The 25,156-nt window shown below is 54.4% G+C and carries 20 protein-coding genes; 11 read left to right on the plus strand and 9 right to left on the minus strand.

Features of this window, described 5'->3' with window-relative positions; all coding sequences use genetic code 11:
* Window positions 1–72: 72 nt before the first annotated feature.
* A complete protein-coding gene (locus R8377_RS04365; protein ID WP_317642274.1) occupies window positions 73–1,767 on the minus strand; it encodes an MFS transporter in 1,695 nt (564 codons plus the stop codon).
* Window positions 1,768–2,024: 257 nt separating this feature from the next.
* Between R8377_RS04365 and R8377_RS04370 the strand changes: the two genes are divergently transcribed.
* From R8377_RS04370 to R8377_RS04390, 5 genes are all read left to right on the plus strand, one after another.
* Window positions 2,025–2,738 carry a TetR/AcrR family transcriptional regulator gene (locus R8377_RS04370; RefSeq protein WP_317642275.1) on the plus strand — a complete coding sequence of 238 codons (714 nt, stop codon included), beginning with the start codon at window positions 2,025–2,027 and terminating at the stop codon, window positions 2,736–2,738.
* An 83-nt stretch (window positions 2,739–2,821) separates the two neighbouring features.
* Window positions 2,822–3,193, plus strand: coding sequence for a YccF domain-containing protein (locus R8377_RS04375; protein WP_317642277.1), 372 nt, complete (start codon window positions 2,822–2,824; stop codon window positions 3,191–3,193).
* A 53-nt stretch (window positions 3,194–3,246) separates the two neighbouring features.
* A complete protein-coding gene (locus tag R8377_RS04380) occupies window positions 3,247–3,786 on the plus strand; it encodes a peptidylprolyl isomerase (RefSeq protein ID WP_317642278.1) in 540 nt (179 codons plus the stop codon).
* Window positions 3,787–3,869: 83 nt separating this feature from the next.
* Window positions 3,870–4,919 carry a Gfo/Idh/MocA family protein gene (locus R8377_RS04385; protein ID WP_317642279.1) on the plus strand — a complete coding sequence of 350 codons (1,050 nt, stop codon included), beginning with the start codon at window positions 3,870–3,872 and terminating at the stop codon, window positions 4,917–4,919.
* Window positions 4,920–5,133: 214 nt separating this feature from the next.
* Window positions 5,134–5,586 (plus strand): MarR family winged helix-turn-helix transcriptional regulator, encoded by a 453-nt coding sequence (locus R8377_RS04390; RefSeq protein ID WP_317642280.1) that lies wholly within the window; start codon window positions 5,134–5,136, stop codon window positions 5,584–5,586.
* Window positions 5,587–5,588: 2 nt separating this feature from the next.
* Here the strand turns inward: R8377_RS04390 and R8377_RS04395 are convergent, their stop codons facing one another.
* Complete coding sequence (locus tag R8377_RS04395) at window positions 5,589–7,031, minus strand: replication-associated recombination protein A (RefSeq protein WP_317642281.1); 1,443 nt, start codon at window positions 7,029–7,031, stop codon at window positions 5,589–5,591.
* Window positions 7,032–7,099: 68 nt separating this feature from the next.
* Window positions 7,100–9,766 carry a DEAD/DEAH box helicase gene (locus R8377_RS04400; protein ID WP_317642282.1) on the minus strand — a complete coding sequence of 889 codons (2,667 nt, stop codon included), beginning with the start codon at window positions 9,764–9,766 and terminating at the stop codon, window positions 7,100–7,102.
* A 347-nt stretch (window positions 9,767–10,113) separates the two neighbouring features.
* On the opposite strand from R8377_RS04400, the gene R8377_RS04405 reads away from it, so the two are divergent.
* The 5 genes from R8377_RS04405 (at window position 10,114) to R8377_RS04425 (ending at window position 16,648) form a co-directional block, all read left to right on the plus strand.
* Window positions 10,114–11,445, plus strand: a complete 1,332-nt coding sequence (locus R8377_RS04405; protein WP_317642283.1) for an extracellular solute-binding protein — start codon at window positions 10,114–10,116, stop codon at window positions 11,443–11,445.
* 99 nt (window positions 11,446–11,544) lie between these two features.
* A complete protein-coding gene (locus tag R8377_RS04410; RefSeq protein ID WP_317642284.1) occupies window positions 11,545–12,528 on the plus strand; it encodes a carbohydrate ABC transporter permease in 984 nt (327 codons plus the stop codon).
* Window positions 12,525–13,406: a carbohydrate ABC transporter permease gene (locus tag R8377_RS04415; RefSeq protein ID WP_317642285.1), complete on the plus strand. Its 882-nt coding sequence runs from the start codon at window positions 12,525–12,527 to the stop codon at window positions 13,404–13,406. The genes R8377_RS04410 and R8377_RS04415 overlap by 4 nt, the downstream gene beginning before the upstream one ends.
* 35 nt (window positions 13,407–13,441) lie before the next feature.
* On the plus strand, window positions 13,442–14,581 hold the full coding sequence (locus R8377_RS04420) for an ROK family protein (protein WP_317642286.1): 1,140 nt from the start codon (window positions 13,442–13,444) through the stop codon (window positions 14,579–14,581).
* Between the two features lie 57 nt (window positions 14,582–14,638).
* Window positions 14,639–16,648, plus strand: coding sequence for a beta-N-acetylhexosaminidase (locus tag R8377_RS04425; RefSeq protein ID WP_317642287.1), 2,010 nt, complete (start codon window positions 14,639–14,641; stop codon window positions 16,646–16,648).
* Between the two features lie 7 nt (window positions 16,649–16,655).
* On the opposite strand, the gene R8377_RS04430 is transcribed toward R8377_RS04425, so the two are convergent.
* The 6 genes from R8377_RS04430 to hisS all read right to left on the minus strand — a co-directional run bounded on the left by R8377_RS04430 (window position 16,656) and on the right by hisS (window position 23,586).
* Window positions 16,656–17,849, minus strand: a complete 1,194-nt coding sequence (locus R8377_RS04430) for an amino acid ABC transporter permease (RefSeq protein ID WP_317642288.1) — start codon at window positions 17,847–17,849, stop codon at window positions 16,656–16,658.
* A gap of 6 nt (window positions 17,850–17,855) precedes the next feature.
* Window positions 17,856–18,533 (minus strand): amino acid ABC transporter permease, encoded by a 678-nt coding sequence (locus R8377_RS04435; protein WP_317642289.1) that lies wholly within the window; start codon window positions 18,531–18,533, stop codon window positions 17,856–17,858.
* Window positions 18,534–18,536: 3 nt separating this feature from the next.
* On the minus strand, window positions 18,537–19,334 hold the full coding sequence (locus R8377_RS04440) for a glutamate ABC transporter substrate-binding protein (protein ID WP_317643705.1): 798 nt from the start codon (window positions 19,332–19,334) through the stop codon (window positions 18,537–18,539).
* 97 nt (window positions 19,335–19,431) lie between these two features.
* Window positions 19,432–20,241: an amino acid ABC transporter ATP-binding protein gene (locus R8377_RS04445; RefSeq protein WP_317642290.1), complete on the minus strand. Its 810-nt coding sequence runs from the start codon at window positions 20,239–20,241 to the stop codon at window positions 19,432–19,434.
* 106 nt (window positions 20,242–20,347) lie between these two features.
* Window positions 20,348–22,144, minus strand: coding sequence for an aspartate--tRNA ligase (gene aspS / locus R8377_RS04450; RefSeq protein ID WP_317642291.1), 1,797 nt, complete (start codon window positions 22,142–22,144; stop codon window positions 20,348–20,350).
* Window positions 22,145–22,185: 41 nt separating this feature from the next.
* Window positions 22,186–23,586, minus strand: a complete 1,401-nt coding sequence (gene hisS, locus R8377_RS04455) for a histidine--tRNA ligase (protein WP_317642292.1) — start codon at window positions 23,584–23,586, stop codon at window positions 22,186–22,188.
* A 90-nt stretch (window positions 23,587–23,676) separates the two neighbouring features.
* Here hisS and R8377_RS04460 point away from each other — a divergent pair, with 90 nt between their 5' ends.
* Window positions 23,677–25,092, plus strand: a complete 1,416-nt coding sequence (locus R8377_RS04460) for a DUF349 domain-containing protein (protein ID WP_317642293.1) — start codon at window positions 23,677–23,679, stop codon at window positions 25,090–25,092.
* The last annotated feature ends 64 nt before the right edge of the window (window positions 25,093–25,156 follow it).

Consider the following 25,156-nt stretch of genomic DNA (forward strand, 5'->3'; position numbering starts at 1 on the left):
CAGGGCCGACGGTTTACCATACCGTCGGCCCTGAATTGTCACCTTGCTAAGTGCTGAGCCTACCGCTCTGCTTTAGCGGCTTTGCGTTTCTTCCGCAGCCTTGCGCACGGCGATAGATGCCAGCAAGCCCACTAGTAGGAGGACACAGGCGAAGGCCATGGCCATCTGACCACCTTGAACAAAGCCGGAGGTCAAAGCATCAGTAATCTGCGGGCCGAGGGCTCCAAACTTACCGTGACTGCCTTGAGCGCGCATTCCGGAAATCATGTTGCCTGCTGAGGATTTGACTCCTGCAACGAGTCCGTCGGATAGACCACTGGGCAGACCGGGAATAGCAGCGAGCTTGCCGGGCGTGGTGAAGCCGACAGCTACTGAGAGGGCCGTGCCGGAAACCGCAGCGCCTAGGGCCGTACCCAGCTGGCGGATAGTGGACTGGGTAGCAGAGCCTTCCCCGGACTGAGCGATGGGCACTCCGGAGAGCACAAGGCTGGTCAACTGGGCGGACGCGAAGCCTAGGCCCAGGCCGTAGACGACGAGCGCGGCCATGAGCAGCCAGATGGGGGTTGTTGTGCCCATGCAGGCGATGGCGGCAATAACACCAACCATTTCGAGCACTAAGCCGAGCTGTACGGTGCCACCAGCGCCGAGTTTGGCGGAGACGAAGCGGGCCAAGCCGCCGGAGACGATGGAGCCCAAGGCCAGTACGGCGATGATGCCACCTGCTTGAAGGGTGTTGAGCGAGCGAGCGTTAATCAGATAGAGCGGCAATGTGAAGATGACTACGAACTCGCCGGCATTGATGATTGCTGCGGTGAAATTGCCCCAACCGAAGGTCTTGATTTTGAAGAGAGTCACGTCAAGCATGACTAGGCGACCGCTGGACTTGCGCTTAAGTTCGAGGGCCACGAAGCAGGCCAACAGCACAATGCCAAGTGCAAGACAGATGGGAATAACGGACAGGGCTGCGCTCTGGGGCCAGGTGAAGGAACCGATAGTGAGCGCCTTGGCAGGATGCCACCAACCGTAAGTTTCGCCTTCAATCAGGCCAAAGACTACGAAAGCTGAGCCGAAGGCCGAAAGGAGAATGCCGCCAGCATCTGAGAGCAGGCTGGAGCCGGAACCGGAACCGCTGCCTTGGGCCTTGGATTCGGGCACGAAGGGGATGGAGCAGATGAAGACGATAGCGCCCAAGGGCAGGTTGACGAGGAAGATCCAGCGCCAGCCGATGGTTTGCGTAAAGAGACCTCCCAGGAGGGGGCCGATGGCTGCGGCCGAAGACATGACCGCGCCCCACACGCCGAAGGCTGCTGCCCTATATTTACCGCGGAAATTGGCCGAAACTGAGGAGAGGGTGGAAGGCATAACGAGTGCGCCGCCGATGCCTTGGACCACGCGGGCCATGAGCAGCATCGAACCGCTTTGGGAGGCAGCGGCCAAGAGCGAGCCTGCCACGAAGATGACGGTGCCAATTTGAAGGAGGCGCTTGCGGCCATACATATCTCCCAGGCGGCCTGATGGCAGGAGGAGGGCCGCCAAGATGATTGAGTAGAGGGCGGTAATCCACTGGGCATCAGTGAGGTTGATGTTGATGGCGTTGATAATGGCTGGGATGGAAACGTTGACGATTGAGGAGTCTAACACAATCATGGCCAAGCCTAGGGCCAGCACCCACAGGGCCTTCCAGGGCGGTTTGGGCTCTCCTGCTGACTCTTGAGCGGTTTGCGCCGCTTTGACTTTGGCTTGTTCTTGCCCCGTTTGTGCTGTCATATTGCGCCCCTCCATAGAGCCTTAGGCCCTGATACTAACTCGTTCGCGGCCGTTCGCTAGTAACTTTTTGCGACACACTGTCTCGAACCTGCTTAGACTATACGTCTCCCCCACCCAAAATGCAACTCGCCAATCCTTGCAATCATTGCCTTCCTGCACGACCCAAGATAAGCATAGAGGGGTTGGCTTAGAATGCCAGTAAGCAATGATTGCAAACGCGCGCCAGCTGAGTAGCGCTGGTCTAAGAGGAGGTGGGGATGCCCAAGATTCAAGAGCCAACCCTCAGCGAGCACCGCCAGCGCCTCCTGACGCAGATTTTGGATGCGGCCGAGCTTATCCTCAAAACGCAAGGGCGAGCAAACCTGACTATGGCTGCGGTCAGCGAGCGCGCGGGGATTGCCCGCAATTCCATCTACCGCTACGCCCAAAACACTGACCAGTTGTGCGACAAGGTCTTGGAGCGGCGACTGCCCACTTGGTCGCGAGCACTGGGCCAGGCCTTGGAAGGCTTGAGCGATCCGGCACAAATTATCGCAGCTTGGAGCCGGGCCAACCTGCGGCAGACCAGCGAGCACGGGCACGGCTGGCTCATGGACCTCTTTAGCTCCTCCAACAACGAGCATATTCGCAAGAGTTTCCTCTATGGCGATTATCGCAGAGCCGACCAGAGCGTGGATGCGCTGAAAGCTAGCGAGAATCCCCTAAAGACCCAGGAACCCACGCAGGCCATGATTAGCTTTCACCATCTGGTCAACGGGCCACTTATCGCAGCTTGGGAACAGCTCTTGCCTGGGCGCGCCGACACTGGCGTCGAGCTTACGCGCGGCCTAGTGCAGTCGGGCATGCGCCTTATCGACGCTTTAGAAAGCCAGCAGCCTCCAGCAGCCAACACAACTATCGAAGCGGTGATAGGAGACGTTGATAGGAGTGTACAAGCGGTAGTGGCAGCACTTACCGGCACAGCAAGCTAGTTTGCTCTTGCGGCTTAAGTGGCTTGGAATAGGATTTTTCGGAGCAGTGTTGCAGTAAATAAGAATATGAAAAAGGGAGAATTATGCGATTGCTTGGCAATATTATCTGGCTCATTTTGGGGGGATTGTTTCTTTCCCTCAGCTGGGCCTTCGTAGGGTTAATCTTGAGCATCACTATTGTGGGCCTTCCCTTGGGCGTGCAGGCCTTCAAAATGGCAAAGTTGACTCTTTCTCCTTTCGGCAAGACCGTTTATTATGGTGGCGGTCTCGGCTCCACCATTGCTAACGTTTTCTGGATAGTATTGGTGGGCTGGTGGATGGCCTTGGGCTACGTCGTTGCAGGCTTGGCAAATATGATTACTATTATTGGCATTCCTTTCGGTATTCAGTCTTTCAAAATGGCTGCGCTGTCTTTAATGCCCTTCGGCTCTCGGGTCGCCAAGAACTTGTATTAAGTGGCTTTCTCGACCGTACTTGTGCGGTCTGAGAGAGGTGAGATAATAGAAGTATGACAACTGTAATTATGCATACATCCGAAGGCGACATCCGCCTCGACCTCTTCGACGACAAAGCTTCCCAGACCGTTGAGAACTTCTTGGGCCTGGCTTCTGGCTCCAAGGAGTGGAAGGATCCCATCACGGGCGAAACCCGCAACGATCCCTTCTACAACGGTTTGACCTTCCACCGCATTATCAAGGACTTCATGATTCAGGGCGGCTGCCCGCTCGGCACCGGCACCGGCGGCCCCGGCTACGAGTTCGACGATGAAATTGACCCCAATCTCACCTTCGATGCTCCCTACAAGCTGGCTATGGCCAACGCTGGTACCCGTCGCGATCCTCGCAGCGGCGAGATTCACGGCACCAACGGCTCCCAGTTCTTCATCACGAGCGTGCCTACTCCTTGGCTCGACGGCCACCACACCATCTTTGGTGAGGTTGCAGACGAGGCTTCCAAGAAGGTAGTGGATGCTCTGAACTCAGTGAAGACCGGCCGCGGCGATCAGCCAGTTGAGCCCGTTATGATTGAGACGGTAGAAGTGCTCTAAGCTCGGGCACCTTCGCAACTGTTCAGGCCGGACTCTACTAGGGTCCGGCCTTTTATATAGGTCAATAGAAGGAAGGGGCTGGCATGGAAGCAGCAGACGCAGGCAGTCAACAGGCAGGCTCGACAGGCAAAGGGCCGGTGCGGGTTGCGATTTTAGGGGCTGGCCGGATTGCTCACCACATGGCCCAAACCTTGCAACTTATGCGCTCAGACCCGCGCTACCGAGACTTGGTAGAGCCTTACGCAGTGGCCTCTCGCTCGCTGGAGCGGGCGCAAGTCTTATCTCAGCTCTATGCCATCCCTCACACCTATGGCTCCTATCAAGAGCTGCTCGAAAACCCGAACGTTGACTTAGTCTACATTGCGACTCCTCACAGCCTGCACGCCCAGCAGGCTAAAGACTGTCTTGAAGCTGGTAAGCACATACTGGTCGAAAAGTCTTTCACCCTCAACGCTAAGCAGGCTCAAGTCGTGATTGACCTAGCCCGCAGCAAGGGGCTTTTGTGTGCCGAAGCTATATGGACTCGCTATATGCCTTCTCGCGACTTGCTTGCCCAGATTCTTTCCTCGGAAACAATCGGGAAGATTCGAGCTGCCTCGGCTAGCCTGTGCTACCCCACTACCCATAAGCCGAGAATAGTGGATCCAGCTCTTGGCGGCGGCGCTCTGTTAGATGTGGGCGTGTACTCACTCAACTTTATCGACATGGTTTTTGGTGGCCGCCAGCCCAAGCAGATGCAGACCACCGCTGCCATGTATGCAACGGGCGTGGATGAATCGAACAGCACTACGCTCGTCTATGCAGACGGTTCAATGGGCGTGGCCAGCTCGTCGATGAGCGTTGCTTGCGATCGGACCGGAAGCATTTGGGGCAGCGAGGGATACATAGTCTGCCACAACATTAACAATATCGAAGCAATTGACGTATACGGGGCCGACCACCAGCTGCTCGACCACCACGAAGTTCCCGGCCAGCTCACCGGCTATGAGTACGAAGTGGAGGCAGCAGCTCGGGCCATACAGGCCGGGCAGGTGGAATGCCCGCAGATGCCTCACAACACCACTATTCGCATGATGGAGTGGATGGACGCTATTCGCGCTCAGTGGGGTATGCACTACCCGAGCGAGGCCTAAGCGCACGCATACCAGAGGAAACGCAAGCTGCACATTAAGTCTCTTGCTACATTTCGGCGCGTACTACTGGCCATAGGCTAAAATGATATTCTACGTCCTCTGTATTGAGAGGGCATTCGCGCTTGGGGAAGCGCAACACCAGTCTTTGGTCTTAACAGGCCCTCTCAGCGTCAATCGGGGAAAGCGCTGCAACTGTGGAAGGACGCTTGCGTTCATGGCTAAACAGCAGCAATACCACTGGCTCAGCGGATACATTGCCAGCATTTATAGGCAGTCGAAGTCTGAGTTCAAGAAGCAGCTCGCCCTGCCTGGCTTCAAAGGTACCCAGAGCGACGTGATGATGTTTCTTTACGACCATAAGGGCTTGTGCCAGCGGCAGATCGCAGCCCAGATGGGGGTCGACCCCAGCCTGCTAGCTCGCGACATTAAGACGCTCTTGGAGCATAAGCTGGTAGTGAGCCAAATCAATCCCAACGACAAGCGCGCCAATGTGATTGCTTTAAGTCAACAGGGAGAAGAGCTTGCTAAGCGGCAGATTCGCGCCATCAACACATGGTGGTCCCACTTCTTTGAGCAGGAGCCAGAAGTGGACCCTGCCGCGGTTTTGCAAACGCTCGCAGCTTTGAACCGTCATTTGAAGGTCCAAATCAGCGCAAACGCGCAGTAAGTCTACCCCTTATCTGAGGCTTTCTCAGCCGTTCCGGCATTCTCGCCTTGACTCTTTATGCTACTAGCAGAATCTGATTGATTCTCTTGAAGAATGCTACGAATGCGTTCCAAGCGAGGCCCCACCTCATGCTCATAGCCGCGGTCGTTGGGCCGATAATACACGTGGCCAACTAATTCATCGGGCATATACTGCTGGGGAGCCACCGCGCCGGGCCAATCATGAGCATACCGGTAGCCATCATGATTACCCCAAGCCTTCATCAGTTTAGTAGGAGCATTGCGCAAATGCAGGGGCACCTGGCCTATATTGCCAGAGTCAACGTCTGCAAGAGCTTGGTCGATGGCCAGATAGGCAGCGTTCGACTTGGGCGCAGTCGCTACAGCAATGACAGCTTCGGACAAGATAATACGCGCCTCAGGCATACCAATCATGGCAACAGCTTGGGCAGCAGCAACGGTCGTCTGCAAAATCTGAGGAGCAGCCATGCCCACTTCTTCAGCAGCAGCAATCATAATGCGTCGAGCAATGAAGCGCGGATCCTCCCCTGCCCTGAGCATGCGAGCCAGATAGTGTAGGGCCGCATCCGGATCTGAGCCCCGCATGGACTTAATAAAAGCCGAGGCCACATCATAATGGTCGTCGCCCTGTTTGTCGTAGCGCACAGCAGCCACATCCATAACAGCAGCAACCACTTTGAGGGTAATAACGGGCTTGCGAGCGCCCTTCTTGCGGGGCTGCTCACCAGTGACCGCACCAGCTGCGGCCTCCAGAATCGTGAGGGCCTTGCGAGCGTCGCCACCCGCTAGTGAAACGATGCGTTCTCGGGCCTCGTCGTCTATCTTTACTTCATCTTTGAGCCCGCGCTCGTCGACCAGCGCCCGATCGATGAGATGTGCAATATCTGAAGCTTCCAAGGACTCAAGTTTGACCACTACCGAGCGCGAAAGCAGGGGTGCAATGACCGAAAAGCTAGGGTTTTCAGTGGTTGCAGCTACTAAGGTTACATCCCGATTCTCTACCGCGGGAAGCAGGGCATCTTGCTGCGACTTAGAAAAACGATGGACTTCGTCCACGAATAAAACGGTCTCTTGGCCAATTGAAACTAGGCGTTCGCGAGCGCCAGCCAGCAACTCACGCAGTTCTTTAACGCCGGAAGTCACTGCCGAAAGCTCTTCAAAGGCGCGGCCGGACTGCTCGGCCACGATGTATGCCAAAGTAGTTTTACCTACCCCGGGAGGACCAAACAAAATAACCGAGCTGGGCGCGGTGAGCTTGGTTTGACTGCCAGAGCCCGAGCGAGCCAAGCGCTCCAAGGGGGTGCCGGGCGCTACGGCCTTGGTCTGCCCCACGAGCTCGCTCAATTCGCGTGGTCGCATCCGTACTGCCAGCGGCAGGGTGTGCTCTTCGGGCACTTGCGCAGCAGCAAAGAGATCGTCTACCATACTCCCCGACCCTCTTTCTTGTGTACTTCTACTCTAGTATGGCCCGGCTCTTAACACACCCCGCTCGCTCACAGCTTGAGCAGCTCTTCAATGGGGCCAACCTGATAGTCGGTAAAGACTACTTGACCCTCTTCTTGGCTGGCGTCGACATCTACCAAACCGGCAATGCCCCAGTCGTGCTCGCCTTCAACATCGTCGAAGACCTGCTGAACCCGCCAAATATGCTCGCGGGTCTCTCGCGAATCGTCGATGCTAAAGAAGTCATTGGATCGGGCCTTCTCGCCAGTATTGATGGCCTCGTGCTCCTCGTAGAAGTCGTCGAGCGCATCTTCCCAGGCTCGCAGGGCGTAACCCCAATCCGCATCGAGGTTCGCCAGCTGTTGGGGCTTGTCGAAAGCCACGAGCTCTACCCTGTGGAACATGGCATTGCGCACCAGCAGTTGGAGAGCCCTGCGGTCGTGCACGACCTGGTCCTTGTCTTGCGGAGGTGCAGCGTCCAAATCAGCAGAAGGAGCCTGCCCAGCTTGGCCAGCAGCCTCCCATTCGTCGACTAGCGAAGAGTCAACTGAACGCACTACGAGCTTGAGCCAGGCGATTACATCGTCGAGCTGGTCGTCGAGCTTGCTGTCTGGCACAGTGCGGCTCAGGGCCCGGTAGGCGTCAGAAAGATAGCGCAGCAGCGTGCCCTCGGAGCGTGAAATACCATAGCGGCCCGTGTAGGAGTTGAAGTCTGAGGCAGTTTCCAGCATGTCTCGCAGTACTGACTTAGGCTTGAGCTCGAAATCGTTGGCCCAAGGCACATCGCGCTTATAACGATCGAAGGCCTCATAGAGCAGCTCTTCTAAGGGCTTGGGGTAGGTAACTTCTTGGAGCTTCTCCATCCGCTCCTCATACTCCATCCCCTCAGCTTTCATCTCTTGGATGGCTTGGTCGCGCGCCTGCCTCTGCTGGGCCTTCAAGACCTGTCGAGGATCCTCTAGGGTGGCTTCCACCATCGAAATGAGATCCATGTCGTAAGTGGGTGAATCTGGGTCTAAGAGCTCCAGGGCAGCCAAAAGGAAGGGCGAGAGAGGCTGGTCCAAGGCGAAGTCTTCGGGCAGGTCCACAGTTGTATCGTAGTCGGGAGTGCCATTAGGGCCTTCGAGTATCTCGATTACGCCAGTATCTTGCAGGGTTTGGAAGATTTCCTCAGCCCGAGCGTGGAGGTCTTCCTTCTCATTAGGCGTCTGCAAAGAGTCATCAATGAGCTGGTCGACCCGGGCGCGGGCATCGCCTCCCTGAGCCACCTCGTTAAGCACCATGGCATGCGTAACCTGCAAGCGGGCCTTCAAGGTTTCCGGCTGAGCCTCCACTAGATGGTCGAAGGTGGTCTGACTCCAAGTCACAAAGCCTTCCGGAGCCTTCTTACGCTTGATTTTCTTGAGCTTCTTGGGGTCGTCGCCCGCCTTAGCAAGAGCTTTGGCATTCTCAATCTCATATTCGGGCGCTTCGGCCACTACCAGACCTTCCGAGTCGAAGCCCATACGCCCAGCCCTGCCAGCAATTTGATGGAATTCGCGGGCCCGCAGCCGGCGCATTTTGAATCCGTCGAACTTGGTGAGCGCCGTCAACAATACCGTGTGAATGGGCACATTGATACCCACGCCTAGGGTGTCAGTGCCGCAAATAACGGGCAGGAGGCCTTGTTGGGCCAGCTGCTCTACCAACCGCCGGTAGCGAGGCAGCATGCCAGCATGGTGAATGCCCACGCCCGTGCGCAAGAGGCGGGAGAGAATCTTACCGAAGCCAGTTGTGAATTTGGTACCTGCGATAGCTTCTTTAATACGCTCGCGGTCTTCCTTGCTGGAGACTCCCGAGCTCGAAAGAGCCTGCGCTGTCTCAAGCGCTGCATCTTGCGAGAAGTGAACAATGTAGACCGGGGTCTGCTGTTTGCCTATTAACTCTTCAATAGTAGAAGCGAGAGGAGTTTCGACATAACGATAAGACAACGGCACCGGGCGAGGTGCATCAGCCACCACATCTACCGGCCGACCTGTGCGCTCTTGGAGGGAATCTGCAATAGCGGAGACATCGCCCAAGGTTGCTGACATCAGTAAGAACTGGGTCTGCGGTAGCGTCAGCAGTGGCACCTGCCAGGCCCAACCGCGGTCAGGGTCTCCGTAAAAGTGGAATTCGTCCATAGCCACGCAGCCCACGTCGGCATGCTCGCCCTCGCGCAAGGCTTGATTAGCCAAAATCTCCGCAGTGCAGCAGATGACGGGCGCATCGGTATTGATATGCGTGTCTCCGGTAATCATACCGACGTTCTCACGCCCCAAATCGTGGACTAAGTCAAAGAACTTCTCGGAGACTAGAGCTTTAATAGGAGCCGTGTAATAGGAACGCCTGCCCGTGCACAAGGCGATAAAATGCATGGCGAGCGCCACTAGCGACTTACCCGAGCCAGTGGGCGTGTTGAGTACTACATGATCTCCCGAAAGCAGCGACATCACCGCTTCCTCTTGATGGGGCCAGGGAGTGATGCCCTTATCTGCTACCCACCCAAAAAAGCGCTCATAGAGCTCGTCACTATCGAGATTGCGCTCCTCACCTATGCTAGGCACCTGAGCTGAAAGCGAAGCGTACTGGCCTGGCTGAGCCTCTTTGGCTGCGAGCTGATGGGCATTGCTCCCGGGGCCGTCAACAGGCAGCCTTGAGTTGGATGAAAGGTCTTGCTGCTGATCGGTATGTGACATACCTCTAGTCTAGCGGCGGGGGCGGGCAGATTACTAGGCGCTTGAAAGAGGCATTTACTGCTCTCATACAGGTAGGGCAGCAGCAGACAAAGCATGCAAATACACATTTTTTGCTTCAATTAGATTTTTCGCAAAAGCGTGTCTATAATAAGTTAAGAAACAAAACTAAATAATTGGATGGCGGCCTTCGACACAGCAGTCCGTCACCGTCCGCACTACCGCCATAGTGCTTACCAAACTTGGTAGGCACCTGACCGAGTCCAGAACGCGGGAGCTCTGAACTCGCAGTACACCACAAAACAGCTGCCGGCCACACGGTCAGCAACTGAGTTAAGTGAAGGGAATCAATGATGAGAAACAAGACATGGATTGCAGGCGTCGCACTTGCCACAGCCACAGTGCTAGCACTCTCGGGGTGCTCAATGGGTGGCAGCTCGTCTTCTAACAAAGAAGCTTCGGGAGATGCCGACGGCAAGGGCAAAACCATTACCGTATGGGCCATGAAGGGTGACTACACCGACGAAACCTTAGCTGCCATTAACAAGGCCTTCAAGGAGAAGACCGGAGCCGACGTTAAAGTTCAGACTCAGCAGTGGGATGGCATCGGCACGAAGATTACTACCGCCTTATCTACCTCCACTCCCCCAGATATCATCGACATGGGCAACACGCAGGTTGCTGGCTATGCAGCTTCGGGCGGTCTGATGGATCTGACCAGCGAAAAGAGCAATCTGAGCGCCGGAAACAAGTGGATTAAGGGATTGGAAGAGCCTGCAACCATCGACGGTAAGCTCTACGGCGTTCCCGCTTTTGCTGCCGCTCGCGCTGTGATTTACAACAAGCAGATTTGGAAAGACGCTGGAGTTACCTCCGAGCCCAAGAACTGGGATGAGTTCACAGCTGCTCTCGATAAGGTACAGGCCAAGAATGCTGAGAATGCCGACTTTGTGCCCTTCTACATGCCCGGCCAATACTGGTATTCAGCCCTCCAGTTCATCTGGGATGCCGGCGGTAATGTAGCTCAAGAAAAAGATGGCAGCTGGAAGGGTACCATGTCGAGCGAAAACTCTATTAAGGGCATGGACCAGTGGAAAGCCTTCCAAAACAAGTACTCTAGTGAAGCTTCCCGCAGCGTCGACACAGAAACTCCTAGTATGGACGACATGCTGGCAGATGGCAAGACCGGCGCTATCCTGAGTAATTCCGCCACTATTGGCACCGTAAAGAAGACTAATCCTGCGCTCACCGACGACAGCCTAGGCACCTTCGCAATGCCCGGCCAGTCCGGCAAGAATCAGGTCTCCATGGTTGCCGGCTCCGATTGGGCTGTAGCTGCCAAGAGCCAGAACCAGAAGCTCGCCATTGAGTGGCTCAAGATTGCTGCCAGCGACGAGATTCAGCAGACCTGGGTCTTTGAGCACGACGGATGGCTGCCCAACTCGGTAGAAGGCTTGGACAAGTCTATGAAGTCCGACAAGTTCCCACAGGTACAGAAGGGCTTCTTCGAAGCTGCTAAGAATTCCAAGACCACTCCGGCCTCCCCCAACTGGGCAGACGTCGAGTCTGACAAGTCCATCAACGACTTCACCAAGACGATTGCTACTGGTAGCGCTTCCACCAAGGATGCAGCACAGAAGTTCGATGCCCACCTAGACGAAGTCTTCGCTAAGAAGAACTAGCCCCTCGTCTTGAGCGAACTTGGCCGGCTGCCTACTGTCTATCTGCAGCCGGCCAGCCCCTCCTCAAGTAAACCGTCGGATCATTGTAAGGGAGTTGACATGACAGATTATTCCGGCACGAGCCCATCGCCGATGCCGTCGCACAGCAGTCTTGGTCGCAGCAAGCAAGAAACCCGAGCGCCCAAGAAGATGAAAAGTTATGGCAAGATGGCTGGCCTCTTACTGACACCCACCGGCATAATCTTGGTGGCGCTCGTAGTAGTGCCCATCATATTCTTGGTCTTCACCTCCTTTACTAACTTCAACCGCAAGTCGCTCATGACTGGCGAGTTTGAGATGAGGGGCTTAAGCCAATACCAGGCAGTGATCTCAGGTCCTACCTTCTGGGCTGCTTTAGTTAGGACCTTCCTCTTTACTGCCGCCCTCGTAGTTGGCTCCATGCTCATCGGCATGGGAGTAGCTCAAATGATGACCAAACTCGGTACGTTTATGCGCTACGTAGTCACCTTCGTATTGATTTTCGCTTGGGCCATGCCTAATGTAGCGTCTTCCTTCGTTTGGGTTTGGCTCTTCCAACCCAAATACGGCGTTATCAACTGGCTTTTAACCAAGCTGCGTATCTTTGGAGACGTATCCAACTTAGCGTGGTCTGATAACACTACTCTTGCCTTCGTAAGTATCTGGCTACTAGTGGTCTGGCAGGCAGTGCCCTATATCGCCATTACCCTCTACGCTGCAACCTCCCAGCTGGACCCTTCCAGTCTTGAGGCCGCCCAGCTGGACGGCGCTGGCCCCATTCGCACCTACTGGCAGATTATTGTGCCGCTGATTTCTCCCAGCATTTTGGTTATCGGAATGCTTTCAGTCATCTGGGACTTCAACGTATTTAACCAGATTTGGCTAGTCTCTGCCGGCGGCCCCAGCGGTTCTACATCAACAATTGGTGTCTTCACCTATAAGAAGGCCTTCATCAACTTTGATATTGCCCAGGGCGCAGCCATCTCTGTTATTACCGTAGCAATTTTGCTCGTTATTACCAGCTTCTATGTACGCAATCTCCTGAAATCAGGTGAGGATCTATGAGCACCACAAACACCAGCCGCACTTCCTCCAACGGCCAAGCAGTTCCCAGCAACAAGCGCTTCAACTGGCATAAGTTCGGCACCGTTATCGTCGCTATAATCTTCTGCCTTATCTGGTTCTTCCCTGTTTATTGGATGGCTATCACTGCCTTCAAACCTCGTAAGGAAGTGATGACCTCCAATCCGGTCTTCATTCCCAAGCACTGGTCTGTAGAGAACTTCCACACCGCAATATTCAACACTACATTCTTTGTGAACTTGAAAAACTCCGCTATTATCACCTTCTGCGCAGTCATTATCTCGATTGTTTTCGCCTTCTTAGCCTGCGCGGCACTCACCCTCTACCGTTTCAAGGGTCGCAGAGTCATCATGGTAATGGTGCTGGCTATGCAAATGATTCCGGGTACGGCCATGCTTATCCCCCAGTTCATAGTCTTCAACCAGTTTGGACTGCTCAACAAGTATATAGGTCTCATTTTGGCCTATATTGCTCTCGTCTTGCCCTTTTCAATTTGGAATATGCGAGGATTCTTCCTATCGATTCCCTCTTCCATCTTTGAATCGGCTCGAGTCGAAGGTGCTAGCGAATGGCAGATATTGCGGCGCATTACCTTCCCACTCGTAGCTCCCGGCGTAGTATCGACCTCCGTATTCGCCTTCATTACCGCTTGGAATGACTACTTGACGGCCTACACCTTCATGAAAGACGAGGCCAAGTACACGCTACCCGTGTGGCTAGCATCCTTCACCACTCCAGCAGGTACCGACTTCGGCGGGCAGATGGCCGCTTCGGTACTCTTCTCACTGCCTGTGGTCATATTCTTCATGATTATCCAGGGCAATATCGCCAAGGGTGCTACTACCGGCTCGGTAAAGTAGGTAAGCTTAGGGCCAAGAGCGAGGAGCAAAGGCACATGAGCAACTCAACTGGCGCTTCAACCAGCATCAGACACAAAACGGTCGGATCGCGCGTATCCCTGCCCTCAGATATTCGCAAGAATAACCGAAGGACCGTGCTACGCGCCCTCTACCCCGACCGCTGGCTCTCTAGGGCAGACATCGCTAAGACGACCGGACTCTCGAAGGTCTCTACCTCCGATGTAGTGGCAGATTTAATCGATGATTCACTCTTGGTAGAAGGAGGGTTCAAGCCCTCTTCCAAGCCCGGTAAGCCAGCTCTGCTGGTCGGCATGCACACGCAAAGTATGTGTGTCATGGGTATTGATCTCTCTGAAGTTGGCACGGTCCAAGGCATCCTTACGGACTTGCAAGGCCGGGTAATCGCCCGTTCCAGCAAGGCGTTAGCGCCCGCACAGCAGCTTCCCTTAGAGCCTATTGTCGACTTGTGTAATGAGCTCACTAGCCAAGCACCCGCACCAATTTTAGGTCTGGGAGTCGCCACGCCCGGCACCGTGAACGAAAACGGCACCGTATTGGCTGCTCCTAACTTGGGATGGACTGATCTCAACCTCGCCGCAGAACTCACATCCAGGCTGGGCGTACAGACCTACGTGACCAATGATGCTGATAGCGCAGCCTTCGGTGAGCGATGCTTCGCTCAAGGCCCGGCCAACATGATTGTGGTGCAAATAGCCCGAGGCGTAGGTGCTGGTGTGCTGATTGACAACCACATTGTGCGAGGTTCGCATTATGTGGCCGGCGAAATTGGACATGTGGTTGTCGACGAGAATGGCATTCCATGCGCCTGCGGCAAGCGCGGATGCTTGGAAACGTTGACCTCAGTACCCTTCCTCGAAAGCCGGATAGTTGAAGACCCCGGCAACCGTGAAGACATACTGGCCGGAGCCGGAGAGGCTCTAGGTGCTGCACTTTCGATGCCGGTAGCGCTCATTAATATCACCGACATAGTCATATCTGGCCCCACTTCCATCGTTGACACCACCATGCTTAATGCGGTAGAGAATACTATTAACGACCGGGTCCATTCACGCTTCATCCGCTCGGTACACGTGCACCCTACCGTCTTAGGCACCGATGCAGCGGCTTTAGGCAGCGTGGCTTGCGTATTGCGCCACCAGCTCGGTGTCCTATGACCAATAGCTCGTCCGAAACCCCATGACAACTATCTCAGCTTCAACAAAGGAGTCACCGTGTCTCAAACAGTACACACCTCGCCAAGTTCCACTGCTAGCTCAACCCAACTAGCGCTCATCCCCCAGCCCAGCAAACTCAGCATTACTGGTTCTCCTATACTCATGCCTTGCCAGGGGCGCATCTCATATCAAGGACCCCAAGAGAATTCCTTCTCATCAACTGGCAATTTTCTAGCCCAAGAGCTGGCGAGCGACATTGAAGAAAGCACAGGCTTTAGCTGGCAGTGTGCCCAAGGCTCAGCGTGGAAGGCTTGGATAAGCCTACAGATAGATTCCTCCCTGGCAGCCCAAGAGTACCGAATAGTCATCGATGAACGCCAGCCATCACCAGTAAACTTAATCGGTGGAGACATGGAAGGATTGCGATACGCAGTTCAGACCTTACGCCAAATCTTCAAGCAGAGCGCTCCCCTACTACCCCAATTGCGTATTGAAGATAAGCCCGTCTTTGCCGTGCGCTCATACAGCCTTGATGTAACTCGCGGGAGAGTACCAACGATGGCTTGGCTCAAGGCTTGGGCAAACAAGCTTGCCTATTACAAGTACAACCAGCTGCAACTCTATATCGAGCACACCTTCGCTTTCGACGGAATGAGCGAATCTTGGCGAGGCACCTCTCCGCTACAGCCTCAAGACATTATCGAATTTGACACTTACTGTGCCCAGCTGGGCATCGAACTAGTACCGTCGCTCTCCACCTTCGGACACCACTACATGACCTTGCGCACTCAAACGTATCGCCGCTTGGGAGAGTTCCCCCAAGATGCAGAACGCCCTTACTCTTTCATTGAGCGCCAAGAGCATCACACGCTCAATGTTGCAGATCAAGACGCTTTTGCTTTCTCGTGCGCCATTATTGACGCTTACGCACCGCTCTTCCGGACTAAAAAATTCAACATCGGCGGCGATGAAACCTTCGACCTAGGAAAAGGGCAGTCTAAGGTGCTCGCTGAACAGGTTGGCGTTGAAAAACTGTATGCCGACTACGTAGTCAAACTCTGCCAGCATGTGGAAGAGCAGGGACGCGAGCCCATGTTCTGGGGAGATATTGCCGTCTCCACGCCCAAAGTGCTCGACCGACTGCCCAAGGACAATCCCCTGCTCAACTGGCTCTATAGCCCAGAAGTTGACGACGAAAAAGTTAAGATGGTTGCCGACATGGGGCTACCTCAATACGTATGCTCAGCAGTGCAAGCATGGAACGGATTACTGCCCAAGGTCCACGACGCTTGGTCAAACATCTACCGTCTCAACCAATACGGATTGCAGTACGGAGCGGTTGGAGCCATGATTACCGACTGGGGCGACTACGGGCATATAAACGACCCGGTCATGAGTATCCCTGGTATGGTCTATGGCGCTCAATACTCGTGGAATCCGCAGGGCCCCGGTTTTGATCAGATGAACCGGCTCATGGATGAACTCGAATATGGCGACAGGCAGGGCAAGTATGTAGAAGCTTTGGTAGAGGCCAGCGAAGCCGTGGCTTTCAGCTGGGGCGACATGGTGACCTACATGGAGCTTGACGATGGTCAGGGCAGCGTTAACACCGACGTAAGTAGCTTCCTCGCTAGCATCCACACTAAAGAAGAGTGGAGCCTTGAAGACATCACCAGTTTAAGCCAGGCCAGAACACACTATCTTGAACTCATCCTCGATAAGCTCAAGGACGCGTCGAATCTCAATCAGCGGCTAGATCAAGCCAGCAAACAGCTTGCCTCGGTCGTAGCTGGTAGCTCATTGCCAGCTTCACAGACCGGTCAAGCCCAACTCCTATCTGTTGAAGGCCAACGCTTGTTCAATCTCTTAGGACTGACTTTGGCGAGCAAACTGGGCTTAACCGATACTCAGACGCAGTCTGGCTTGCCCAGCCCAGAGGAGTTAGCCAGCGAGCTCGAAAACTGGTTTGAAGGTTATCGAGCCCGTTGGCGCCGAGTCAGCAAGGAATCCGAATTGCGGCGTATTTCCGCAATAGTTTGGTCTTACGCCGATATGTTACGCAGGTAAGCCACGCTTATTCTTGCTTATCGTCCCGGTTCGTCTTCTCTGAGGAAGAGCCGGGACAACGCTTATGCAGCCCCTTGCGCTCACCCTCTTCCTCATGAGAGCCCAAGTGCGGCTTCAAGAAGTCAGGAATTTCATGGCTCTTGTGGTCGACCTGAGTTTCAGGATGAGTTTCGTCATAGCCCTGCATGTAGCGAGTTTCACGCCAATGACGGATAGAAGCGTTAGAGCCACGATGATGGACGTGATACTGCAGGGGTGCGCCACCAAAGCGGTCGGTATCCACTTCTTTAGCCACTGCAATCTGGTTGACGTTTGAAGGATCCATAATTGCTAGCGGCGGCACCGGTTCCACGTCAACCGGCGGAGCTGGAGCAGCAGTGCGCTGTTGCATCCGCTCAGGCAGCATGCGGGCAAACTTGGAAAGCAACGAGCAGACGATAAAGTAAATCACGGCTGCTACTACGAGCGTTTGCAAGATGTTGAAATACATCGAGCCCAAGCGTCGAGACTCCTGCAAGAGGTCGGTATACATGATGATTGAGCCCAAGGCGGTATCTTTTACCACTACCACCAGCTGAGTCACCGCAGCTGGCAGCATGGCATATACGGCCTGAGGCACCTCAATCTGCATCAAAGACTGGGTCTGAGTCAATCCCAAAGCCACTGATGCCTCGCGCTGACCACCGGGCAAGTTGCCCACACCAGAACGAATCAGCTCAGCAACCACAGAGCCATTATACAAAATCAGAGATAGCACAACAGCCCAGTAAGAAGCTTGACTCACGCCAGCGAAAGCGAACCAACGCCAGAAGAAAATCATCAGCATCAGCACGGGCACCGCTCGGCAAAACTCCACGATAACGCCCGAAATGGTTCTCAGTAATACGCTGGGTAGTAAGCGCCCCAGACCAAAGATAAAACCAAACAAGACCGAACCAATGACAGCCAGCACTGAAGCTTTGATAGTCAGCCACAAGCCAGGCAAGTAGAAGTCCGTCCAGGCTTCAGTCTCTAGAGCCGGCTTCCACAGCTCCCAAGACAGCTGGTTTTCACCGTCTGGCGGATTGTGCAGACGCACCAGTATGAGGACAACAATTAACGCAAAGACTAAGCCTGCGATCCAATTGGCAATCTTAATCTTCTTGCGACCCTTGGGGCCTGGCTGATCGAAGAGGAGAGAACTCTCATTTGCTGTAGCCATTAGGGTTCACCTCCTGACAGCGAGCTTGTTGGATAGGAATGTGGTCAAAGCGCCAATCGGCAAGACAATAATCACATATCCCATAGCGAAAATAAGGAAAATCGCGACGATAGCATTGGCATGATATTCAATCATCTCGCTCATCAGCGAAGAGCTTTCTGTCGCGACGGAAGCAGCGGCTGCCACAGTGGAGTTTTTCAACAAGGCGATAAAAGTGTTGCCCAAAGGTGCTACTGAGCCTCGGAAAGCCTGCGGCAAAATAATTTGGGTCGCAGACTGGGTAAAGCTCAACCCTAAGGCACGAGCGGCCTCAGCCTGGCCCAGAGGCACAGTATTGATGCCTGAGCGCAAGGACTCGCACACGAAGGCAGCCGTGTAGAGAGACAAGCCCACTACAGCCAGCCAGAAGAAGTTGACATCGAAGCGGTCAGAAAAACTCAGCTTCAGCTGGGCGAAGGCTCCCAAAACCATGAAAACCATGATGATAGTCAGCGGCATATTTTGGAAGAAAGACACGAAGCCCGCAGATACCGTCCTCATAGAAGAAATCGGTGAGATACGCATGATAACCAAGATGATGCCCAACACGAGCGAGAAGAGAGCAGCCCACAAGGTCAACTCGATGTTGACTAGGAAGGCACCGGGGATATTGTATTGGCTAAATAATTGCGCAATAGTATTCATCGTTTACTCTCCTTCCTCTGGTTTGGGCGGGTTGTATTTCATATCTGGCTTGAAGTGAGCGCCCTTAGTGTTTTCTTGCAGGGCCCGCTTCCAGGAGCCGTCGGCAATCATCTCTTTGATGGCAGAATTGACCTTGCGAGCCAAGGCTGTGTCTCCCTTTTTGATACCAACTCCGTAATACTCTTGTGTAAAGGGCTTACCCACCACGCTCAACCTGCCCCGGGCGGAGGAAGCCAAGCCAGCCAGAATGATGTCGTCGGTAGTAACCGCATCGACAATTCCCGAGAACAGAGCCGTAGCGCACTCAGCATAGCCGGGCTGCTCCATTAGCTGCACTTCGGAGGCGAAACGCTGCTTCACCGTAACTGCCGAAGTGGAACCAGTCACCGAGCACAAACGTTTGCCATTTAAGTCTTGGGGCCCTTGAATGCTGGTATCTCCAGCGCGCACCATCAAATCTTGCCCAGCCACAAAATAGGGACCAGCAAAAGTAATGACTTTCTGACGCTCTGGTGTGATGGAATAGGTCGCCAAAATTATATCGACATCGCCATTTTGCAGCATGGCCTCACGCTGCTTAGAGGGGGCTTCCTTCCAGATAATCTGATCCTCAGAATAGCCCAACTGCTTAGCGATGTATTTGGCTACATCAACGTCGAATCCCACATAGGTGCCGGACTTTTTGAAGCCTAAGCCTGGTTGATCAAACTTGATGCCAATGCGTATTTTGCCATCTTCTTTGTCAGAACCACAGGCCGACAGTGAGAAGACGCAGGCAACAGCGCACAGGGCAGCAAGCAGGGCCCGCCAGAACCGTTTGGTACTGGCATTCCCTCCTGTAAACAGCCTCGAACTACCGTTCATAACGTATCTTTCCAATCATCTCTCGACGTTCGTATCAGTGAGTCAAAATCTTTGATAGGAACTCTTGAGCACGCTCGCTCTTAGGGTGGTCGAAGAACTCGTCTGGCTTGCCCTCTTCGAGGATGCGACCGTCGGCCATGAAGACGATTCTGTCGGCGGCCTTGCGGGCAAAGCCCATCTCGTGGGTCACACAAATCATGGTCATACCCTCCTTAGCTAGCTCAACCATCACGTCCAAGACCTCGTTGACCATTTCGGGATCCAGTGCTGAAGTTGGCTCGTCGAAGAGCATAATCTTCGGCTTCATAGCTAGAGCGCGGGCAATGGCTACACGCTGCTGCTGACCGCCGGAAAGCTGAGAAGGCATCTTGGAAGCCTGAGATTCCACGCCGACACGAGCCAAGAGGTCCATAGCCAAGTCTTCTGCATCTTTCTTGTCCATGTGGCGCACCTTCATAGGGGCTAGAGTCACATTATCCAAGATGGTCTTGTTAGCGAACAGATTAAAGGACTGGAAAACCATGCCCACTTCTGCCCGTAAACTAGCCAAGTCCTTACCTTCTTCGGGCAAAAGCTGGCCGTCGATGCGGATAACGCCAGAATCGATAGACTCTAAGCGGTTAATCGTGCGGCACATGGTGGATTTACCAGAGCCCGAAGGCCCCACCACCACTAGCACCTCGCCCTGGCAGACGCGAAGGTTGATGTCTTTCAAAACGTGCAGCCTACCGTAATGCTTTTCTACGTGGGACAGTTCCACCAAAGGCCTGTCGCTGATCGGAGGCTTTTCGAGCCCCGATGCAGCCGACGTATCTATTCCTGTCTGTAGGTTCATTTCGCTCATACTAAAGCATTGTAGTCATAAACCTTTACTGATGGACACCACCGGGTTACTAGGAGGTTAACAAAAGAGGGGGCAGGCTAAGCCCACCCCCTCTCGTATTGAGGATTTACTCCTCTTCCTCTGGGTTATAGTCGACGCCAGTTTCTGCGCGCTGCTCGTCTGGAATTGGAGCCGGAGCGCCAGTCATCGGATCTTGGCCGCCTCCAGACTTGGGGAAGGCAATAACATCGCGAATAGAGCTGGCCCCAGTAAGAATCTGAGCCACACGATCCCAGCCGAAAGCAATACCAGCGTGAGGAGGTGCTCCAAACTTGAAGGCCTCAAGCAGGAAGCCGAACTTCTCCTGCGCCTCGTCTGGGTCGATACCTAGCACGTTTAACACGCGGTCTTGAATATCGTCGCGATGGATACGAACAGAACCACCGCCGATTTCCGAACCGTTGCACACGATGTCGTAAGAATCACTCATGGCATGCTCTGGATCCTGATCGAACTTGTCAATCCAATCAGCAGAAGGCATGGTGAAGGGGTGGTGCATGGAAGTCCACTTGGAGTGGCCCACTGCCACATCGTCATCGTCTGGGTCGTCGGTAGCCTTGAAGAGCGGGAAGTCCACCACCCAAGTCATAGCGAACTCGTCGGGCTTAAGTAGGCCTTGGCGACGGGCAATTTCTACACGCACCGCACCCAACAAAAGCTGAGAGGACTCGCGGCCACCTGCTGCAAAGAAGACAGCATCTCCGTCTTCAGCCCCAACTGCCTGCTGGAGGCCTTGACGCTCAGCATCGGAAAGGTTCTTCGCCACGGGACCCTTGAGTTCACCGTTGCCAGAGAACTGCACATAAGCCAAGCCCTTAGCGCCGCGCTGACGGGCCCATTCCTGCCAACCATCGAACTGGCGGCGAGGCAGGTCAGCCCCGCCTTTAAAGACCACAGCGCCCACATAAGGTGCCTGGAAGACTCGGAAGGGAGTGTCCTTAAAGTAGTCGGTCATCTCCACAATCTGATTGCCGAAACGCAGGTCTGGCTTATCTGAGCCGTACTTATCCATGGCATCGTGCCAAGAAATACGATTAATGGGTAGTTGAATATCATAGCCAGCAGCCTTCCAAATGGAAGCGATAACCTTCTCGGCCATAGCCATCACATCGTCTTGGGAGGCAAAGCTCATCTCAATATCGAGCTGAGTGAACTCAGGCTGACGGTCTGCACGGAAGTCTTCATCGCGGTAGCAGCGAGCAATCTGATAGTAGCGCTCAAAGCCCGAGACCATGAGCAGCTGCTTCAAAAGCTGAGGAGACTGAGGCAATGCATACCAAGAGCCAGGCACCAAACGTGCAGGCACAAGGAAGTCGCGGGCACCCTCGGGAGTCGACTTAATCAGCGTCGGTGTTTCAATCTCGCAGAAGTCCATCGAGTCAAGGGCCTGGCGGGCAGCCGCATTCATCTTGGCGCGCAGGCGAATGTTGGACTGCATGGAGGGTCGGCGGAGGTCGAGATAGCGATACTTTAAGCGAATATCTTCGCCGGGCAGTTTGTTCTCAGACTCATTTTCCAGAGCTGTAGACACTTGGAAGGGCAGGGCATCTGACTTGGCCAGAACTTCGATACTCTTTGCCACAATCTCGATGTGACCAGTAGCCAAGTGCTCGTTATCGTTGCCTTCAGGGCGAGCGCGAACCTCACCGGTAATCTCAACCACATACTCCGAGCGCAGAGGCCTAGCCAGCTCCTCGTCGTACACCACTACCTGCACAAGGCCTGTGCGGTCGCGCAAGTCGATAAAGGCAACACCACCGTGGTCACGACGGCGGTCTACCCAACCAGCAACGGTAACTTCCTGACCAATTTCGGACTCTGTCACCTGGGTGGCATAGTGCGTTCTGTAAGCCGAATGGCTCATACTCGTCTCTTCCTCCATCTTGGCTGGTGCCTGACCCTCGTTCAGGCCTTGCTCTCCACCTGCTGCTGGGCATACAGGCTATCCGGCGTCCAAGACACGGGATCAGCCGCTTCTTGCTCACCAGTAACAATATTCTTCACTTGGTTACTCTGGTCGGCTTCGCTGCTTGCATCAGCTTGGGCCGGGAACCAGACGTAAGGAATGCCCAAGTGGTCAGCATATTTAATCTGCTTACCGATCTTGGCTGCGGTTGGGGCCACATCGGCAGCGATACCACGCTTTCGCAAAGCATCGGCAAGGTGATTACTCGTCGTGCGCTCGTCCTCATTCCAGACTGCCACTAAAACGCTAGCCGGCGAAACTCGGGAAGCTTGAGCTCCCACCTGGTTGAGCAGGTAAGACAAAAGTCGAGACAGACCAATTGACAGGCCCACACCCGGGTAAGTTTTCGAGCCTTGAGAAGCCAAATTGTCGTAGCGCCCACCCGAGCAAATCGAACCCAAGGACTGAGCTCCATCTAAGAAAGTCTCGTAGACTGAGCCGGTGTAATAATCCAAGCCGCGGGCAATCTTCAAATCAGCAATCACAGCACCCGGGCGAATCTTATCGGCTTCGTCCACAATCATTGCCAGCGTATTGAGACCTTCAATAGCCAGCTGATAAGCGTCACTGTCTTGGTCAATGCCGTGGGAGGCACACAGCTGGTCAAAACCTGCCTTGAGTTCGCTGCCAGAATCGGCGGTGAGCTCAGCCAATTCCAAGCATGCCTTGGCCTGAGCCGGGCTAGCACCACAATCTTTGACCAGAAGCTCTGCTACTTCGTCGGCACCAATTTTGTCGAGCTTATCAATCTCTCGCAAAACGCCTTCGATGTCGCTTAAGCCAAGCCCGCGGTAAAAACCTTCGGAGAGTTTACGATTGTTAGCGTGGACCGTGGCCTTGGGCAGACCGTAAGCGCGCATCTCTTCAAGAGCTGAAACCATTACTAAAGGCACTTCAACCTCATAGTGGTCGGGCAGTTCACCGTTACCGATTACATCGATGTCGGCCTGCACAAACTCACGGAAGCGACCTTCTTGCGGGCGCTCGCCACGCCAAACCTTTTGAATCTGCCAACGCTTGAAGGGGAAGGTCAGATGGCCAGAGTTCTCGACTACGTAGCGAGAAAGCGGCACCGTCAAGTCAAAGTGGAGGCCCAATCGGTCATCAACTGGCTTGCCATCTTCGTGACCAACTTCTTGCAAACGGCTGAGCAAATAAATTTCTTTACTGGTCTCACCTTTTTTGAGCAGGGAGGCCCCTGGCTCAACTGCTCGGGTCTCAATTCCTATGAAACCATTGAGTTCAAAGACATGCCGAAGCGTGTCTATAAGGGTCTGCTCAACCACCCGTTGTGATGGGAGCCACTCGGGAAATCCTGATACTGATGCACCTTTAGCCATAATTACCTATAATAGAAGATGTTAGGGAGAAGTGGAGCACGTGTGCGGCACTTTCCCCTGCCTCTACCTCACGAGCTAAAGGAGCTGGCCATGGCCGACGAGACTGCCACCACATCCGAGAATACCCCTGTACCCAACGAACAGTCTGCTGCGCCACAAGCACAGCCGGCAGCAGCGCCTAAACCAGGCACCCCCTCCCCTGCCGCCTTGGCCAACAAGACTGCTCATATCCCAGCGGCTCCCGCAGCCTCGACCTATAGTGCTACCGATCTAAAAGCTGCTGAAAGTTTCGGGCGCGTCGACGAACAAGGTTCGGTTTATGTGCGCGACGGTGAGCAGGAGCGCGAAGTAGGTCAATTCCCTGATGCTGCCAATACTGGTGAAGCTCTTAATTTGTATGCCCGCCGCTATCTCGACTTGAAAGAAAAACTCAACCTCTTCGCCACTAGGCTGAAGGCAGCAAACATCAAGGCTCGCGAAATTGATGAATCATTACAAAGCCTCGGAGAAGAAACCAAAGAACCCGCAGTCGTTGGAGACATTTCCGCTCTGCGCGCCCAGTTGGAAGAGCTGAAGAGTGAAGGCGAAGCCAAGAAGGCCCAGCTGAGCGAAGAGCGCAAGGCTGCTATGGCAAAGGCTATCGAAGAGCGCACTGCGATTGTGAACGAAGCCGAATCCATTGTGGCTAGCCTGGGAGACCAAACCAACTGGAGGCAGACTGCTGACAAGTTCCGCGCCCTCTTCGAGCAGTGGCAGGAGCACCAGCGCACCAACATTCGTATCGATAAGAAGCACGCCGACGAACTCTGGAAGCGCTTCTCGACGGCTCGTTCAAGCTTCAACCAGTCCCGCCGCAAGTGGGCTCAGGAGCGCGATGAGACTCGCTCACAGGCCAAGCAGATTAAGCAAGATATTATCAGCCGCGCCAACGAGTTGAAAGACTCAACTGACTGGGCCGACACCTCTCATGAGTTCAACCAGCTCATGGACCGCTGGAAGGCTGCTGGTCGCGCCGGGCACAACGAAGACGAGAGCCTGTGGGGTCAGTTCCGCCAGGCTGCTGATGCCTTCTTCAACGCCCGCCAAGCCGACCGCGATAAGACCTCTTCCGACGAGCAGGAAAATCTCAAGCTCAAGGAAGCCTTGGTCGTTAAGGCTGAAGCTCTGATACCGGTCAACGACGAAGCCGCTGCCAAGCAGGCCCGCCAAGCTCTTGCGAAGATTCAAGAAGAGTGGGATCAGATCGGCTACGTGCCACGTACTGAGATGCGCCGCATTGAAGGCCGTCTCGATGCAGTAGACCGCCAAATCAAGGCAGTTGAAGATGCTGCTTGGAAGAAGTCTGACCCCGAAGCCGATGCTCGCAAGTCCAGCTTTGAAACCCAGCTTGAATCTCAGCTAACTGAACTCAACGAGCAGATTGCCCAGGAGTCTGATCCAGATAAGAAGCGTACTTTGGAAGCCGAGAAGGCCACCAAGGAACAGTGGCTTAAGGCTATTCAGTAGCACGTGCGCAGGCAGATTACTTCTGCCGAGCTTAATAAGATAAGGGGCTTGCCTAGCGAGAACT

Origin of the sequence: Bombiscardovia apis (assembly GCF_033095945.1) — a bacterium.
GTDB classification, from domain to species: domain Bacteria; phylum Actinomycetota; class Actinomycetes; order Actinomycetales; family Bifidobacteriaceae; genus Bombiscardovia; species Bombiscardovia apis.